15 protein-coding genes are annotated in these 16,159 nt (G+C 72.9%); 8 read left to right on the top strand and 7 right to left on the bottom strand.

Annotation, left to right across the window (positions count from 1 at the left end; translation table 11 throughout):
- Positions 1-4: 4 nt before the first annotated feature.
- Positions 5-1,360: a 13E12 repeat family protein gene (locus tag HL663_RS09800; protein ID WP_173028215.1), complete on the bottom strand. Its 1,356-nt coding sequence runs from the start codon at positions 1,358-1,360 to the stop codon at positions 5-7.
- Between the two features lie 385 nt (positions 1,361-1,745).
- Between HL663_RS09800 and HL663_RS09795 the strand changes: the two genes are divergently transcribed.
- The 7 genes from HL663_RS09795 to HL663_RS09765 all read left to right on the top strand — a co-directional run bounded on the left by HL663_RS09795 (position 1,746) and on the right by HL663_RS09765 (position 8,448).
- A complete protein-coding gene (locus tag HL663_RS09795) occupies positions 1,746-2,303 on the top strand; it encodes a hypothetical protein (RefSeq protein WP_173028214.1) in 558 nt (185 codons plus the stop codon).
- Positions 2,304-2,346: 43 nt separating this feature from the next.
- A complete protein-coding gene (locus HL663_RS09790) occupies positions 2,347-2,661 on the top strand; it encodes a hypothetical protein (protein WP_173028213.1) in 315 nt (104 codons plus the stop codon).
- A gap of 107 nt (positions 2,662-2,768) precedes the next feature.
- The gene (locus HL663_RS09785; protein ID WP_173028212.1) at positions 2,769-4,079 is read left to right on the top strand and encodes an MFS transporter; all 1,311 of its coding nucleotides are present in this window, start codon (positions 2,769-2,771) and stop codon (positions 4,077-4,079) included.
- A gap of 127 nt (positions 4,080-4,206) precedes the next feature.
- The gene (locus HL663_RS09780) at positions 4,207-5,460 is read left to right on the top strand and encodes an ABC transporter substrate-binding protein (protein ID WP_173028211.1); all 1,254 of its coding nucleotides are present in this window, start codon (positions 4,207-4,209) and stop codon (positions 5,458-5,460) included.
- Positions 5,457-6,395, top strand: coding sequence for a carbohydrate ABC transporter permease (locus HL663_RS09775; RefSeq protein ID WP_286175526.1), 939 nt, complete (start codon positions 5,457-5,459; stop codon positions 6,393-6,395). Before HL663_RS09780 ends, HL663_RS09775 begins: the two co-directional genes overlap by 4 nt.
- Positions 6,392-7,231 (top strand): carbohydrate ABC transporter permease, encoded by an 840-nt coding sequence (locus tag HL663_RS09770; protein WP_173028210.1) that lies wholly within the window; start codon positions 6,392-6,394, stop codon positions 7,229-7,231. The genes HL663_RS09775 and HL663_RS09770 overlap by 4 nt, the downstream gene beginning before the upstream one ends.
- Positions 7,232-7,263: 32 nt before the next feature.
- The gene (locus HL663_RS09765) at positions 7,264-8,448 is read left to right on the top strand and encodes an ABC transporter ATP-binding protein (RefSeq protein WP_173028209.1); all 1,185 of its coding nucleotides are present in this window, start codon (positions 7,264-7,266) and stop codon (positions 8,446-8,448) included.
- A gap of 18 nt (positions 8,449-8,466) precedes the next feature.
- Here the strand turns inward: HL663_RS09765 and cimA are convergent, their stop codons facing one another.
- The 3 genes from cimA to HL663_RS09750 all read right to left on the bottom strand — a co-directional run bounded on the left by cimA (position 8,467) and on the right by HL663_RS09750 (position 12,711).
- Positions 8,467-10,059: a citramalate synthase gene (cimA, locus tag HL663_RS09760; protein WP_173028208.1), complete on the bottom strand. Its 1,593-nt coding sequence runs from the start codon at positions 10,057-10,059 to the stop codon at positions 8,467-8,469.
- 363 nt (positions 10,060-10,422) lie between these two features.
- The gene (locus tag HL663_RS09755) at positions 10,423-11,547 is read right to left on the bottom strand and encodes an MBL fold metallo-hydrolase (RefSeq protein ID WP_286175525.1); all 1,125 of its coding nucleotides are present in this window, start codon (positions 11,545-11,547) and stop codon (positions 10,423-10,425) included.
- Between the two features lie 21 nt (positions 11,548-11,568).
- A complete protein-coding gene (locus tag HL663_RS09750; RefSeq protein ID WP_173028207.1) occupies positions 11,569-12,711 on the bottom strand; it encodes a phosphotransferase in 1,143 nt (380 codons plus the stop codon).
- 49 nt (positions 12,712-12,760) lie between these two features.
- Between HL663_RS09750 and HL663_RS09745 the strand changes: the two genes are divergently transcribed.
- Positions 12,761-13,180 carry a MarR family winged helix-turn-helix transcriptional regulator gene (locus HL663_RS09745; RefSeq protein WP_173028206.1) on the top strand — a complete coding sequence of 140 codons (420 nt, stop codon included), beginning with the start codon at positions 12,761-12,763 and terminating at the stop codon, positions 13,178-13,180.
- 13 nt (positions 13,181-13,193) lie between these two features.
- On the opposite strand, the gene HL663_RS09740 is transcribed toward HL663_RS09745, so the two are convergent.
- The 3 genes from HL663_RS09740 to HL663_RS09730 are packed head-to-tail and all read right to left on the bottom strand — an operon-like array spanning position 13,194 to position 16,155.
- The gene (locus HL663_RS09740) at positions 13,194-13,940 is read right to left on the bottom strand and encodes a gamma-glutamyl-gamma-aminobutyrate hydrolase family protein (RefSeq protein WP_173028205.1); all 747 of its coding nucleotides are present in this window, start codon (positions 13,938-13,940) and stop codon (positions 13,194-13,196) included.
- Positions 13,941-13,948: 8 nt separating this feature from the next.
- Positions 13,949-14,716 (bottom strand): 3-oxoacyl-ACP reductase, encoded by a 768-nt coding sequence (locus HL663_RS09735; protein ID WP_173028204.1) that lies wholly within the window; start codon positions 14,714-14,716, stop codon positions 13,949-13,951.
- A gap of 53 nt (positions 14,717-14,769) precedes the next feature.
- Positions 14,770-16,155, bottom strand: a complete 1,386-nt coding sequence (locus HL663_RS09730) for an aldehyde dehydrogenase family protein (RefSeq protein WP_173028203.1) — start codon at positions 16,153-16,155, stop codon at positions 14,770-14,772.
- Positions 16,156-16,159 lie beyond the last annotated feature (4 nt).

The raw sequence follows: 16,159 nt of genomic DNA, 5'->3' as shown, positions 1-16,159 counted from the left end.
CGCCTCACGCAGCGCTGGTGAAGAACCAGTCGACCTGTCGCTCGAGGACGGAGCCGGGCGGCAGCACGGGTTCTGGGGACGGGTCGGCGTCGGGGGGCGGGTGCGTCTCGCTCCCCCACCCGAGCAGGGGCGGCGCCAGCGAGCGGTGGCTGTGACCGGCGGGGGTGCGGGTGAGGATCTCGTGGGGTGACCCGCGGGTGACGGCCACGGACCAGCCGGGCGCTTCCTTGACGAGGTTGCAGCGCAGGCACTTCCCGTTGCCGTTCGACGCACTCGTGGGTCCGCCGTCCTGGCCGGCGTGGGCGTGGTCGGCGTGGGCGTGGTCGGCGTGGACGATGGGTGCGTCGCAGTACGGGGTGGTGCAGACGTCGTCGCGCAGGACGAGCATCCGGCGCAGGCCGCCGAGGAAGGTGCGCCGGCGGGAGTCCATCGCGACGAGGTCGCGCCCGTCGGGCGCCGTGTAGAGCCGGCGCAGCCACACCGAGGCCGGCCCGGCGTCGCGGACCCAGGCGCGGGCGACCGGCGCCGGCACGGACCCGTGGCCGGGGACGCGGGCGGGCTCGTCGACCCCGCGGTCGGCGTCGCCGGTGCCCAGGAGGGCGCGGTCGGTCATGACGAGCTGGACCTCGACGGGCTGGACCTGCCCGTGCGTCCGCCCGGAGAGCAGGCTCAGGGCGGTGTCGGCGCTGACGGCCCCGACCCCGCGCCCCCCGGGTGCCTCGTCCTCGCACTGGCCTCCGACGACGCTGCGGGCCCGGCGCAGGAGGGCGGCATGCGCCCCGACGACCTCGCGCAGGGGGCCGAGCACGGTGAGGTAGGCCATGCCGTCGGGGGCGGGGCGGACGCTGACGCGGCGGCTGCGCACCGCGGCCTCCATCCGGCGGACGACGGACGCGGCGTCGAGCTCGGCCGCGACCCGCGCCGCGGCCCGTCCGGCAGCGCGTGCGCCCAGGCGGGGCAGGGCATCGGCGATGCGGCGGTCCACCTCGGCGCGGTCCTCTCGGGTCAGCGTCGCGGTCTCCCGGACGACCTCGACCGCGGCCCACTCGCTCGTCACCCCGTCCGTGAGGGCGGCCATGAGACACGGCATCTCGTGCACGAGCGCCCGCGCCAGCCCGACGTGGCGGTCGCCGCTGCTCGGGGACTCCCGGCGCGCGAGCGCGACCTCCGAGCCGACCGAGCGGCCCACGTCCTGCGGCGCCGCGACCTCGCGCGAGCGCCGCAGCGCGTCGGTCGCCCGGGCCTGGCAGGCCGCCGCCGCGGCCTTGAGCCGCTCGAGCTCGGCGACGAGCGCGACCCGCTCGTGGTCGCTCGCGGCGTCTACGTCCAGCACCGCGAGCGACGCCCGGAACGCGGCCACCACAGAGAAGGGAGCGGCACCACTCCCGCTGTCCTGCACAGCGATTGCGCCCACCGGCCGCACCCCCTTCCCTGTGCTCCGCACTCTAGGAGAAGCCACCGACAAGGGGTCCTCACGCACGGCCGGCGACGTCGCTCCGTCAGTCGAGGACGTCGCCCCAGGCCACGTCGCCGTGCGCGAGCACGACCGTCCCGTCGGAGCCGGCCCAGACCTCGAGCCAGGTGGGCGCGCCGTGGCGGCCCGTGAAGAACGGCGGTCGTCCACCGTGCAGCGACCGGACCCCACCCTGCGAGAGCCACCGAGGGGTGCACCCTCCACCACCACCCGACCTCCCGCTAATCGTGTTTCCCCTCGGCAGGACGGGAGCCACCTCTACGCTCGACGGGTGAGCGCAGGCGGACGACCGGGCGACATCGTCTGGCGTCCCAGCATCGCCACACGACTCGGCTGGATCGTGCTGGCCTCGACCTTCCTCGTCGGGACGTCCTGGCTCGCGACCACCGGCGAGCTCGGTCGGTCCGAGGTGGTCGTCTTCACCCTCACCGACGCCACCCTCGTCGGGCTGACACCCGTCGTCCTGCTCCGGTGGCGGATGGTGCTCGGTGTCGATGCGCTGTCCTTGGTGTTCGTCCGTGTCCGACGGATCGACCTGAGGGATGTCGTCGGGGCGAAGGTCCTTCCCCGGGAGGGCCTGACGTTCGTCCTCGATGACGGCACCACTCAGTCCTTCGGAGGCTTGGCGAACTCCAGGCTTGCCGAGCGTCGTGCGGTTCCGTCACGGGCGGACCGGGCGGCCCACGCCGTGCTGGCGGCGGCCGCCGTGGTCCGGGGGGAGGATCCTCCCGCGCAGTACCGGCTACCGCCGATGAGAGGGCTACGGCGCGTACTGGTCGAGGACGGGATCCTGGCCCTCCTGGTGGCGATGGTCGCGGGAAGCTGGTGACGGAGCACACGCCGGGCCCGGGACGCTGTCGACCGTCGACCCGATGGACGGCAGCTCGACCCGCTGCCACCATCCCGTCATGGTCGGCCGGCGCTTCCTCTGCCCGCTCGCCACGGCGTGCGCTGCTGCGCTGCTCGTCGGGTGCGGGTCCGGCGCGGGCCGGGTGGTGGACGCCGACGGCGCCCTGACGATCACCGTCCCGGGCCGACCGTCGGCCTCGCCGGGAGACGCGATGGAGGTCGGCGGCGGGGTCGCCCTCGAGCCGGGCGCGGCGCGCGGCGACCACGACGTGGCCGGTGTCGTCGTCCCCGCGGCCTGCGCGGAGAAGGGTGTGTGGGTGGCCGGTCCGGTCTCCTGACGGCCGTCCGCGGAGCCCACGCACGACCCCGTCCGCATCGCGGACCGCGTGGAACCCGTGCGCCCCCGAGCCACCATCGGCCCGACCACGGTGCGAGGGTCGAGGTCATGGCCAGCACCGAACAGCACCTCACGACAGCGCACGACGGCACCGCGGACCCGTCTCCCGAAGCCGTCCGCAAGGCCCGCAAGGCGGTCGTCGCGTCCTCGATCGGCAACGCCCTCGAGTGGTTCGACATCATCGTCTACTCGAGCTTCGCCGTGGTCATCAGCGAGCTGTTCTTCCCCGAGGTCTCCGGCTTCGCCGCGCTGATGCTCACCTTCCTCACCTTCGCGGTGTCCTACCTGATCCGCCCGCTCGGGGCCGCGGTCATCGGCAGCTGGGCCGACCGGCACGGCCGCAAGCGCGCCCTCTCGATGACCATCCTCACGATGATGGTCGGGACCGGGCTCATGGCCGTCGCCCCCACGGCAGCGGTCGTCGGACCGGTCGCGGCCGGGCTGTGGCTGCTCGCCTCCCGTCTCGTGCAGGGCTTCTCGGCCGGCGGCGAGTTCGGCACCTCGACGACCTTCCTCGTCGAGTCGGCGCCCGACCGGCGCGCGTTCTACGGCAGCTGGCAGGTCGCGACGCAGGGTGCGGCGATGTTCCTCGCCTCGGCGTTCGGCTTCGGGCTCACGACCTTCCTCTCGCGGGACGCCCTCTACACGTGGGGCTGGCGGGTGCCGTTCTTCGTCGGGATGCTCATCGGCCCGGTCGGCTGGTACATCCGCCGGAAGATGGACGAGACCGCCGACTTCGAGCACGCCGAGAAGCTCGACTCCCCCCTCGCCTCCACGGTCAGCACCCACCTCGGCCGGCTGCTCGCGGCCGCCGGCGCCGTCGCCCTCGCCTCCATCTCGGTCTACCTCATCCTCTACATGCCGACCTTCGCCGTGAAGAGCCTCGAGCTGCCCACGTACGCAGGCTTCCTCGGCGGGATGATCGCCGGGCTCGTGACGCTCGTCGGCACCCCGTTCGTCGGCCGGCTCGCCGACCGCGTCGGCCCGGCCCGCGTCATGACCGTGGCGGCCGTCGCCGGCCTCGTCGTCGCGTGGCCGCTCTTCCAGCTGCTCGTCGCGGTCCCCACGGTCGCGGTGCTCACCCTCGTCCAGGTCGTGTTCGGCGCCGTCATGGCCTCGTACTTCGGCCCCCTGCCGGGCCTCTACCACGACCTCTTCCCGACCAACGTCCGCACCACGGGGATGGCCGTCGGCTACAACCTCGGCGTGCTCGTCTTCGGGGGGTTCGCCGGCGCGATCTTCACGCTCCTCATCGACCGCACGGGCAGCCTGTCGGCCCCCGCGTTCTACTTCATGGCCGTGGCAGCGCTGTCACTCGTCACGATCACCGTGTGCCGCAAGCGCTTCCATCTGGCCTGACAGGTCACGACCGCGACACGGACTCCTCCCTCCTGTTGTGCTGGGCGCCCCCGGCACCTAGGGTCGCCAGACCGGCTGTGACCCAGGTCACCGTCGGTCACGGCACCCAACGGAGGGAGACGGGCCGATGCGACTGCGACGACTCACGGGGCTGGGGGTGGTCGCGGTCTCGGTGGCGGCGCTCGCCGCCTGCAGCGACGGGGAGGGCGGCACCCCCGTCATCAACGTCTACGGCAGCACCTCGGACGCGGGGTGGACCAAGATCCTCGACGCCTGCAACACCGCCGCCCAGGGTCGCTACGTCATCCAGCCCAACCTCATCCCCAGCGACGCCGACAGCCAGCGCGAGCAGTTCGTCCGCCGGCTCGCGGCCCGCGACGACGGGATGGACGTGCTCGGGATGGACGTCACGTGGACGGCCGAGTTCGCCGAGGCGGGCTGGATCCGCGAGCTGACGGGTGAGCAGGCGAAGGCCGCCACCGACGGCGTGCTCCAGCAGCCGGTCGACACCGCGACGTGGAAGGACAAGCTCTACGGCATCCCGCGGACGACCAACGTCCAGCTGCTCTGGTACCGCAAGTCGCTCGTGCCCGACCCGCCGACGACGTGGCAGCAGGTGCTCGACCGGGCGCAGCAGCTGAAGACGGAGGACAAGCCCTACGTCATCGGCCTCACCGCCGCGCAGTACGAGGGCTACGTCGTGGGCTTCAACACGATCCTCTCCTCGCTCGGCGGCACCCTCGTCGACGAGGAGAGCACGAAGCCGACCGTCGACGAGCGCACGGTCGAGGCGCTGACCATCCTCAAGAGCCTCGCCACCGACGGCCTTGCGAGCGCCTCGCTCTCCAACAGCCAGGAGCCGGAGGTCTTCGCCCAGATGCAGAACGGGCAGGCGGCCTTCGCGATGAACTGGCCGTACATGCTCTCCGCGATGCGCGAGGCGAACCCCGAGGTCGCCGACGACCTCGGGTGGACCAAGCTCCCCCAGTTCAAGGAGGGCGAGCCCGCCCGCGCCACGCTCGGCGGGATGAACTACGCCATCAGCACCTACAGCACGCACCCGGACCTCGCCTTCGACGCGGCGATGTGCCTGCGCAACCCGGAGGCCGAGCTCAACGGCGCCCTCGACGCCGGCAACGTCCCGGTGCTGCAGGAGGTCTTCGACGACCCGAAGTTCCAGGAGGCCTACCCGATGTACGAGGACATCCTCGCCGAGCTCGAGACGGCCGTCCCGCGGCCGAAGACGCCTCTCTACCAGAACATCTCGACGATCGTGTCGTCGACGTTGTCGCCGCCGTCGCAGATCGACCCGCAACGCACGGCCGACACGCTGCGCACCGAGATCCAGGACGCCATCGACGGCAAGGGGATCCTCCCGTGACCACGCAGACGCCGCCGGCGGTCGCCGCGCCCGAGCCCGACGAGGGGCTGGTCATCGCCCGCAAGCGCGCCAGCGAGGGGCGCCGCGCCGAGCAGCGCCTCGGCCTGCTCCTCTGCGCCCCGGCCGTGCTCGTCATGCTCGCCGTCGCGGCCTACCCGATCGCCTACGCGATCTACCTGTCGTTCTTCAAGGCCGACCTGCGCCGGCCGGACGCCAACGAGTTCGTCGGCCTGTCGAACTACGCGACCGTGCTCACGAGCCCGATCTGGTGGCAGTCCTTCGGCATCACGATGTTCATCACCGTCATCGGCGCCGCGGCCGAGCTGGTCCTCGGGATGCTGCTCGCCCTCGTCATGCACCGCACGCTCGTCGGCCGCGGGCTCGTGCGCACCTCGGCCCTCGTGCCGTACGCCATCGTCACCGTCGTCGCCGCGTTCTCGTGGCGCTTCGCGTGGACGCAGGGCATCGGCTGGCTCGCCGGCGACTCGGCGCCGCTGACCGACAAGTGGCCCTCGATCTGGATCATCATCCTCGCCGAGGTCTGGAAGACGGTGCCGTTCATGGCGCTGCTCCTCATGGCCGGTCTCGCGCTCGTGCCCGAGGACCTCCTCAAGGCGGCGTCGATGGACGGGGCCAGCGCGTGGCAGCGCTTCTGGCGCGTCACGGTGCCGCTCATCAAGCCGTCGATCCTCGTCGCGCTGCTCTTCCGCACGCTCGACGCCTTCCGCGTCTTCGACAACATCTTCGTGCTGACGGGGGGCAGCAACGACACCTCGTCGGTGTCGATGGTGGCCTACAACAACCTGATCCGCGGGCTCAACCTCGGCATCGGGTCGACGATGGCGGTGCTCATCTTCATCACCACCGCGATCATCGCCTTCTTGTTCGTCAAGCTGTTCGGGGCCGCGGCCCCGGGAGGGAGCGGGTCCCGATGACTGCAGTCCCCATCACCCCCCAGCGGCGCATCGGCTGGAGCGTCGCCAACGCGATCGTCCTCGTCTACGCGTTCGTCCCGATCGTCTGGATCATCTCGCTGTCCCTCAAGGGCGGCGACACCCTCAACGACGGGAAGTTCCTGCCGCTCAACCCGGACACCACCGCCTACAAGGACATCTTCCAGAACAGCGACTTCATCCGGGCGCTGGTCAACTCGATCGGCATCTGCCTCATCGCCACCGGCATCGCGCTGACGCTGGCGACGATGGCGGCCTACGCGATCGCGCGGCTGGACTTCCCCGGCAAGCGGGCCATCGTCGCGACCTCGCTGCTCATCTCGATGTTCCCCCAGATCGCCCTCGTGACACCGCTGTTCAAGATCGAGACGGCGATCGGCATCTTCGACACCTGGCCCGGGCTGATCCTCCCGTACATCACCTTCGCGCTGCCGCTGGGCATCTACACCCTCTCGGCGTTCTTCCGCGAGATCCCGTGGGAGCTCGAGAAGGCCGCCCAGATGGACGGTGCGACGCCCTACCAGGCCTTCCGGCGGGTCATCGCCCCGCTCGCCCTCCCGGGGGTCTTCACGACGGCGATCCTCGTCTTCATCGCCTGCTGGAACGACTTCCTCTTCGCGATCTCGCTCACCTCGACGAACTCGGCGCGCACGGTGCCCGCCGCGATGTCGTACTTCACCGGCGCGACGACCTTCGAGAAGCCCACCGCGGCCATCGCGGCCGCCGCCGTCGTCATCACCATCCCGATCGTCCTGTTCGTCCTGTTCTTCCAGCGGCGGATCGTCGCCGGCCTCACCTCGGGAGCGGTCAAGGGCTGACGCCCGCGACCCGGACCACGAAGGAGCACCCCATGGCAGAGATCGTCCTCGACCACGTCGTCAAGCGGTACCCGGACGGGGCCCTCGCCGTCGACGACCTCAACCTCGAGATCCGCGACGGGGAGTTCATCATCCTCGTCGGGCCCTCGGGCTGCGGGAAGTCCACGACCCTCAACATGATCGCCGGCCTGGAGGACATCACCCAGGGCGAGCTGCGGATCGACGGCCAGGTCGTCAACGACAAGGCGCCGAAGGACCGCGACATCGCGATGGTCTTCCAGTCCTACGCGCTCTACCCGCACATGACCGTCGCCGAGAACATGGCCTTCCCCCTGGTCCTCGCGAAGGTCGACCAGAAGACGATCGACCAGAAGGTCGGCGAGGCCGCCGAGATGCTCGAGCTGACCGGACACCTCGACCGCAAGCCGGCCAACCTCTCCGGCGGGCAGCGCCAGCGCGTCGCGATGGGCCGCGCGATCGTCCGCAGCCCCAAGGCCTTCCTCATGGACGAGCCGCTCTCCAACCTCGACGCCAAGCTGCGGGTGCAGATGCGCACGCAGGTCTCGCGCATCCAGAAGGCCCTCGCGACGACGACCGTCTACGTGACGCACGACCAGACCGAGGCGATGACCCTCGGCGACCGGGTCGTCGTCATGCGCGGCGGCATCGTCCAGCAGGTCGGCTCCCCCACCGAGCTCTACGAGCACCCGACCAACCTCTTCGTCGGTGGCTTCATCGGCAGCCCGTCGATGAACTTCCTCCCGGCGACGATCGAGGGCGACCGGCTGCAGACCGGCCTGGGCCACCTCACCGTCCCGGACCCCGTGCGGCGGGCGGTGCAGGAGTCGACGAGCAGGCAGGTGCTCATCGGCCTGCGTCCCGAGCACTTCGAGGACGCCTCGCTCGTCGGCGACAAGCCGGGCGCGACCGTCACGGTGCCGGTCGACCTCGTCGAGTCGATGGGCTCGGACGTCTACGCCTACTTCACCGTCCAGGGCGAGCAGGTGACCTCCGGCGACCTCGAGGACCTCGCGAAGGACACCGGCCAGGACATGGTCGGTGAGGGCACGACGGTGACGGCACGCCTCGACGCCGCCGCGCGCGTACGGGCCGGCGAGCGGGCCGAGCTGTGGGTCGACACCTCGAAGATGCACGTCTTCGACGTCGGCAGCGGCCGCAACCTCACCGCCGGCGTCGGCGAGCACGCCGCCACCTGACGGCGGCGCGCGCCGGTCTCAGCGCGGGGCGACCTGCGCGCGGACCAGCCCGTAGGTGACCGACTCGACGAGCGCGTCCCAGCTCGCCTCGAGGATGTTCGCGGCGACCCCGATCGTCGTCCACGACGTCGTGCCGTCGGAGGTCTCGATGAGCACCCGCGTCACGGCGTCGGTGCCGTGGGCGGCGTCGAGGATGCGCACCTTGTAGTCGATGAGCTCGAGGTCGGCGAGCTCCGGGTAGGTGGTCGCGAGCGCGGCGCGCAGGGCGTGGTCGAGCGCGTTGACCGGGCCGTTGCCCTCGCCGGTCTCGACGTGCCGCTGCCCGGCCGCGCGCACCTTGACCGTCGCCTCGGACAGCGCGTCCTCGTCGCCGCGCGCGTCGGTGATGACGCGCCAGGACTCGGTCTCGAAGTAGGCCGGGAGGCCGCCGTCGACCTCGCGGCGCAGCAGAAGCTCGAAGCTCGCGTCGGCGGCGTCGAAGGTGTACCCGCGCAGCTCCTTCTCCTTGACGGCGGCGAGCACCCGGCGCAGCGTCGCGGCGTCGGTCTCGTCGGCGGCGTCGAGGTCGAACCCGAGCTCGCGCGACTTCAGCTCGATGGAGGCGCGGCCGGCCATGTCGGACACCAGCATCCGCATGTCGTTGCCCACGTGCTTGGGGTCGAGGTGCTGGTAGAGGTCGGGGTCGACCTTGATGGCGCTGGCGTGCAGGCCCGCCTTGTGCGCGAACGCGCTCGAGCCGACGTACGGCTGGCGCGAGTACGCCGGCACGTTGGTGACCTCGGCGATGGCGTGCGCGATGCGGGTGGCCTCCTGCAGCCGGTGCGGCTCGAGGAGCTCGCGGCCCTGCTTGAGCTGGAGGTTGGCGACGACGGTCAGGAGGTCGGCGTTGCCGGTGCGCTCCCCGTAGCCGTTGACCGTGCCCTGGACGTGGGTGGCGCCGGCGTCGACGGCGGCCATCGAGTTGGCCACCGCGCACCCGGTGTCGTTGTGGCAGTGGATGCCGACGCGGGCGCCGGTCGTGCGGACGACGTCGTCGACGATGCCGCCGACCTCGCCCGGCAGCAGCCCGCCGTTGGTGTCGCACAGGGCCGCCACCTCGGCGCCGGACTCCATCGCGGCCCGGACGACCTCGAGCGCGTAGTCGCGGTCGGTGCGGTAGCCGTCGAAGAAGTGCTCGGCGTCGAGGAAGACCCGACGCCCCTCCCCCACGAGGAAGCCGACGGTGTCGCGGACCATCTCGAGGTTCTCGGCGAGCGTCGTGCGCAGGGCGCGCTCGACGTGCCCGGTGTGCGACTTCGCGACGAGCGTGACGACCTGCGCCTGGCTGTCGAGGAGCGCCCGGACGAGCGGGTCGGTGTCGGCGCGGCCGCCGGCCCGCCGGGTCGCGCCGAAGGCGGCGAGGGTCGCGTGCCGCAGCCGCAGGTCGCGGGCGGCCCGCGCGAAGAACTCGGTGTCCTTGGGGTTCGCCCCCGGCCAGCCGCCCTCGATGTAGCCGACCCCCAGCTCGTCGAGGTGCGCGGCGATCGCCATCTTGTCGGCGACGGAGAGGTTGAGCCCCTCCTGCTGCGCCCCGTCACGCAGGGTCGTGTCGTACACGTGCAGGTCGGTCATCGGATCCATCCGCGGTTCAGGCCGGTCACCCGGCGCCCGTGCCCCGGCCCGTGCGGGCCGGGGCGTCGACGCGTGCTGCTTCGTGCTCCATCATCGCCTCGCCTGCGCCCGGTCGCCCGCGGGGGTGGGCGGTCGACCGTCTCCCGTCCGGCGGTCCGCCCCCTCGCGGTGACGTCCCTCCCAACGAAAAGACCTCCCGGGGTGCGGGAGGTCTGCGCGACGAGGAAGTGCTCTCGTCGCGCTACACGATGATGATCGCGGTGGTGGCCGCGTCACGGAACGTCACGGGCCCAGCGTGGCACGCGTCCGCGCGGCCGGCCAGCACCCGTCCACATCGTGGCGGCGCCGGACGCGACACGCGGCTCAGGCGCGCGCGGCCAGCGCGGCCGCGGCCTCCCACCACGGGTCGAGCCCGGGCGGGTCGGAGACGTCGACGCGGTCGCCGACACGAGGCACCGCGACCTGCACGCCCTCGGTCGCGGCGGCGACGAGGAGCCGCTCGACCGGCTCGGCCCACGGGTGGGGCGCGAGGACGAAGGTGCACCAGTGGATGGGCAGCAGCAGGCCCCCGCCGAGCTCGGCGGTCGCGCGCACGGCCTCCTCCGGGTCGAGGTGGATGTCGCGCCACGCGGCGTCGTAGGCCCCGACGGCCATGAGCGAGACGTCGAACGGCCCGTGCTCGGCGCCGATGCCGGCGTAGCCGTCGAAGTAGCCGGTGTCGCCGCTGAAGAAGACGCGCCCGCCGGCACCGGCGATCACCCACGACGCCCAGAGGGTGCCGTCGCGGCGCAGGCCGCGCCCGGAGAAGTGCTGCGACTCGACGGCGGTCACCCGCACGCCGGCGACGTCGTGGCCCTCGCCCCAGTCGCACTCGACGACGCGCGAGCCCGGCACGCCCCACACGTCGAGGTGCGCCCCGATGCCGAGCGGGACGACGAACACCGCGTCCGTGCCCTCGGCCAGCGTCTGGATGCTCGCCATGTCGAGGTGGTCGTAGTGGTCGTGCGAGATGACGACCGCGTCGACGCGGCCGAGGGCCTCGAGGGGCACGGGCGTCGCGTGGAGGCGGCGCGGCCCGACGTGCTGGCTCGGCGAGCAGCGCTCGCTCCACACCGGGTCCAGGAGCAGCCGCACGCCGTCGAGCTCGACGAGCGCGCTCGCGTGGCCGAACCACGTGACGTGCAGGCCCTCCGTCGCCGGCTCGCGGTGGGCGCTGACGACGGGGATGGGGCCGGCCGGCCGCCGCGTCTCGGCGTTGGCGCGGTAGCGCTCCATCACGTCGCGCTGGCTCGTCGGCACCGAGGCCGTGCCGCGGCGGCGGTTGTGGAAGGCCCCGGCGCGGTAGTGCGGCGAGCGCCGCATCCGCTCCAGGCGCACCCCGTCGGGTCGGGCGCCCATCGCGGCGCCCACCCCGCGCCCCGCGGCGGCGAGGGCCCCGAGGGCGCTCGCGGCCCCGGCGGCGACGGCCAGTCTGTTGAGTCGGCTCACCGGCCCATTGTCACCCCCGCCTCACCCCGTGGCGGTCTCGTCCACCCTGTCGAGACAGAAGCGGGCGATGGCCGCGCGGTCCCGCGCGAGGGCGGCGAGGGCCGGCGACGGCTCGTCGCCGAGGTGCTCCCACGGCAGGCTCGAGAGCCCGGTGAGCAGGAGGTGGTGGACGGCGTGGCCCCGGGCCACGAGCTCGGCGGGGACGTCGCACCCCTCGTCCCGCAGCCCGGAGACGTAGGCGGCGCGATGGGCCGCGTCGCGCGCAGCGAGGTCGCCGGCCGGTGCGCGGCCGAGCTGCACGTCCCCGACGAGGAGCTGGCCGAGGTCGGCGCCGGCGGGCATCGGCATCCAGTAGCCGTAGTCGACGAGGACGAAGCCCTCGACCCCCCGCACGTGGAGGAGGTTGTTCGGGCAGGCGTCCCCGTGGGCGGGCAGGTGCGGGAGGGCCATCGCCTCCTCGACGAGCGCGCTCGCCCGTCCCGCCGCGTCGAGCAGGCGGGCCCGCAGGTCCTCGTCGAACGTCTCGGCGACCAGCGGGTGGCGCCAGACGCCGTCGTCGCGGAGCATCGGCAGCACCTGGTGGCCGAGCCGCCCGCCGAGGTAGTCGCGCAGCGTGAAGCGGACGCCGGCGACCCCCGCGAGCGGCGCGACGTGCCGGTTGCCGGACAGCCGCCCGAGCAGCCGGGCGGCCCGCGTGGAGCGCGACTCGTCCCACGCGACCTCGACGACGTCGAGCTCCTCGAGCCAGACGGCGCAGGACAGCTCGTCGAGGTCGCGGACGGCGACCGCCGCCGGCATCGTGAGGCCGTCGGGCAGACGGGTCCGCAGGTCCGACCGGTAGGCCAGCGGCTCGGTGCGCCAGGGCACCCCGGCCGCCGCGACCTCCCGGAGGTGCTCGGGCACCTGCGCGAAGAGCGGCGAGCGCTCCCAGGCCTGGACGACCTTGACGAACAGCCCGAAGCGCCGCTCCCCCGTCGGCGTCACGAGAGTCCCGCGCACGAGATGACGCGAGCGCGTCGTGATGGCCACGAGGTCGTAGGGGTACTCGCTCACCACGACGTCGCGCACCGTCACCGGGCCGTCGACCGAGTGGTGCGCGGCGAGCATCCGCGCGAGCTCGGCGTCGTCGACGGCGGCCGGGCCGAGGGCGTCCGTGGCGACCATGCCCCCTCCTCCTGAAGTCGGTTGTCCGTCCAGACGGTAAAGTGACTTTATGACCGACGTCAAGGAGATCCTCCCCGAGCTGCTGGGGCGGCTCTTCGGACGCCTGCGGTCGGAGGTCGCGGGCCTGCTGGGCTCCGGTCTGCGCTTCTCGCACGTCCGCGTCCTCGACGCGGTGCCGGCCGAGGGCGCCAGCGTCACCAGCCTCGCCGACCGGCTCGGGATGACCAAACAGGGGTGCGGCCAGTTCGTCACGCAGCTGACCGCCGCGGGTCTCGTGACCCGCGAGGCCGAGCCCGGCGACCGGCGGGTGCGTCGGGTGCGGCTGACGCCGGAGGGCGCGCGGCTGCTCGGCCGCGCGCGGGAGGCGATGGCGCAGGCGGAGCAGGACTTCGCGGCCGAGGTCGGGCCGCGGCGCTACGCCACATTCCGTCGGGTGCTCGAGGAGCTCGGGCAGGACGCCCGCGCCTGAGCCGGCCTCCCGCTCAGGGACGCAGCGCCGCCACGTCCGATGCGGCTCGCACGAGTGCGGCGAAGAGGTCGGCGAGCTCGCCCTCCTCGGCATGCCACTGGACCCCGAGCCGGAAGCGCGCCCGCGGGTCCTCCATCGCCTCGAGCGTGCCGTCGCCGTGCCACGCGGCCGGCACCCAGCCCGAGCCCTCGAGCGAGGAGGCCAGCACGGCCTGGTGGTGGTAGGTCGGCACGTCGAGCGGCAGCTCCCCGACGATCGCCGCGAGGAGGCTGCCCGGCACCGGGTCGACGTGGTGCGAGGTGTAGACGCCGGGGCTCGGGCAGTGCGCCTCGTGGCCGACCCGGTCCGGCAGGTGCTGCTCGAGAGTCCCGCCGTCGGCGACCGCCATCACCTGCATCCCGCGGCAGATGCCGAGGACGGGCAGGTCGACCTGCTCGGCGGCCCGGACGAGGGCCGTCTCCCAGGCGTCGCGGTCGGGCCGCGGCGCCTGGGAGGTCGGGTGCGGCTGCGCGCCGTAGCGCCCCGCCTCGACGTCCGCCCCGCCGGCGACGACGAGGCCGTCGAGCCGCTCGAGGACCGAGCGGGCGAGGGCCTCGTCGACGTCCGGGCGCGGCGGCAGGACGACGGCCACGCCGCCCGCCGCCTCGACCTGCGCGACGTAGCGGTGCGGCAGGACGACGCTGCGCTGCCCCACCCAGGGGAAGCGGTCGACGTCCTCGACGTAGCAGGTGATCCCGACGACGGGACGGCGCGTGGGCACGACGGGCCTCAGAGCGGGGTGACGTACGCGCCCGAGATGCCGCCGTCGACGAGGAACGTCGAGGCGGTCATGAAGCTCGACTCGTCGGAGGCCAGGAAGAGCACGGCGTTCGCCATCTCCTCCGGCTCCCCGAAGCGACCCATCGGCACGTGGACGAGCCGGCGCGCGGCCCGCTCCTCGTCCTTGGCGAAGAGCTCCTTGAGCAGCGGCGTGTTGACCGGGCCCGGGCAGAGCGCGTTGACGCGGATGCCCTCGCGGGCGAACTGCACGCCGAGCTCGCGGGTCATCGAGAGCACGCCGCCCTTGGAGGCCGAGTACGAGATCTGCGACGTCGCCGCACCCATGACCGCGACGAAGCTCGCGGTGTTGATGATCGAGCCGCCGCCCTGCTCGCGCATCATCGGGATGACCGCCTTGCAGCAGAGGTAGACCGACGTGAGGTTGACCTCCTGCACCCGGCGCCAGGCGTCGAGGTCGGTGTCGAGGATCGAGTCGTCGTCCGGCGGGCTGATGCCCGCGTTGTTGAACGCGATGTCGACCCGTCCGTGCTTCTCCTTCGCCGTGGCGAAGAGGGCGTCGACGTCGTCCTTGGACGCGACGTCGCAGTGGACGTACGTGCCGCCGATCTCGGCGGCGAGGGCCTCCCCGGCCTCGTCCGCCAGGTCGGCGACGACGACGGTGGCGCCCTCCTCGGCGAAGCGACGCACGGTCGCGAGGCCGATGCCGGAGCAGCCGCCGGTGACGACGGCGACCTTGCCCGCGAGCCTGCCTGACATGTTCTCTCCTCGGTGCTGGTGGTGCGGTGGGTGGTGTCGGGGTGGTGCGGTGCTCAGTCCTCGGTGGAGATGAAGACGTTCTTGACCTCGGTGAAGGAGTCGAGGGCGTCGGGGCCGAGCTCACGGCCGATGCCGCTCTGCTTGAACCCGCCGAAGGGGGTCGAGTAGCGCACCGACGAGTGGCTGTTGACCGAGAGGTTGCCCGCCTCGATGCCGCGCGAGACGCGCAGCGCCCGCCCGACGTCGCGCGTCCAGATCGAGCCCGAGAGACCGTAGGCGCTGTCGTTGGCCATCCCGACCGCCTCGGCCTCGTCCTCGAACGGCAGGACGGCGACGACCGGCCCGAAGACCTCCTCGCGCCAGATCCGGTCGCCGGTGCCGGTGGGCAGCACGACGGTCGGCGGGTACCACCAGCCGGCGCCCTCGGGCGCGCTGCCGCGGAAGGCGACGTCGACGGCGTCGTGCCCGTCGGTGCCGTCGACGTAGCCGCGGACGGTCTCGCGCTGGCGCTGGCTGACGAGCGGGCCCATCTGCGTCGCCTCGTCACCCGGGTCGCCGACGACGACCTCGTGCAGCGCCGCCTCGAACCGCTCCATGAACGTGTCGAACACGCTGCGCTGCACGAGGATCCGGGTCCGCGCGCAGCAGTCCTGGCCGGCGTTGTCGAGGAAGCTCATCGGGGCCGCGGCCGCGGCCTTGTCGAGGTCGGCGTCGGCGAACACGACGTTGGCCGACTTGCCACCGAGCTCGAGCGTGACCCGCTTGAGGTGCTCGGCGGCGCCACGCATGATCCCCTGGCCGACCCGCGTCGAGCCGGTGAAGGCGATCTTGCGGACGTCGGGGTGCGTGACGAACCGCTCGCCGACGACCGCCCCGGCGCCCGGCAACACCTGGAGGACGCCCTCCGGGAGGCCGGCCTCGAGCGCGAGCTCGCCGATGCGCATCGCCGTGAGCGGGGTCAGCTCGGCCGGCTTGAGGACGACCGTGTTGCCGGCGGCGAGGGCCGGGGCCATCCCCCAGCCCATGATCGGCATGGGGAAGTTCCAGGGGACGATGATGCCGACGACCCCGAGCGCCTCGCGGAAGGTGACGTCGAGGCCGCCCGCGACGGGGATCTGCCGCCCGAAGAGGCGCTCCGGCGCGGCCGAGTAGTAGCGCAGGACGTTGACGACGTTGCCGGCCTCCCAGCGGGCGTTGCCGATCGTGTGCCCGGCGTTGCGGACCTCGAGCCGCGCGAGCTCCTCGGTGTGCTCCTCGACGAGGTCGGCGAAGCGGCGCAGCAGCGCCCCGCGGTCGGCGGGCGACACGGCGCGCCAGGCCGGGCCGACCTCGACGGCCCGCGCGACCGCGGCGTCGGTCTCCTCGACCCCGGCGAGCGTGACGGTCGTGACGACCTCCTCGGTCGCCGGGTCGACGACCTCGTGCGTGGTGGTGCTCATCGGT

Origin of the sequence: Arthrobacter sp. NEB 688, assembly GCF_013201035.1 — a bacterium.
In the GTDB taxonomy this organism is placed as follows: domain Bacteria; phylum Actinomycetota; class Actinomycetes; order Actinomycetales; family Dermatophilaceae; genus Phycicoccus.
Note: the sequence above shows the minus strand (reverse complement) of the source record. Positions and strands in the feature narration are given on the sequence as shown.